The sequence below is a fragment of the Faecalibacterium sp. DFI.5.82 genome, assembly GCF_029076575.1.
Classification (GTDB): Bacteria; Bacillota; Clostridia; order Oscillospirales; family Ruminococcaceae; genus Faecalibacterium; species Faecalibacterium duncaniae.
The window spans coordinates 1-337 of the sequence record NZ_JARFIS010000225.1 but is presented as its reverse complement, the minus strand read 5'-3'; the positions used below and the strand labels follow the sequence as shown (position 1 = coordinate 337).

Here is a 337-nt window from a genome sequence, read left to right as displayed (position 1 = left end):
AGACCGGTATGTTTTACGTTTCCAGCGTTGGCGTGGCATTGTTGGCCAGCTTGGTTTTAGCAGTCTTGAATGCACTGGTAAAGCCATTTTTGCTGCTGATTTCTTTACCAATCAACGTTTTGACGCTGGGCCTTTTTAGTATTGTGATCAATGGCTTTATGCTGATTTTGACCTCAAGCGTTGTTGGCAAGAGCGTCTTTTACTTTTCATCGCTGGGGTCGGCCATGCTGATTGCCTTGATTATGTCAGTATGCAATACGATTATTGCCAACCACTTTGTAGAAAGTTAATTATCGGGAAGTGAATAAAAATGCCAGAAAGCGTAACTGTTGAAGAG

The 337-nt window shown here is 42.4% G+C and carries 1 protein-coding gene; it reads left to right on the top strand.

The window, feature by feature from the left end; all coding sequences use genetic code 11:
* Nucleotides 1–290: phage holin family protein (locus P0G09_RS16360; RefSeq protein ID WP_275253193.1), on the top strand; the 290-nt coding region annotated here is incomplete at its 5' end.
* Nucleotides 291–337 lie beyond the last annotated feature (47 nt).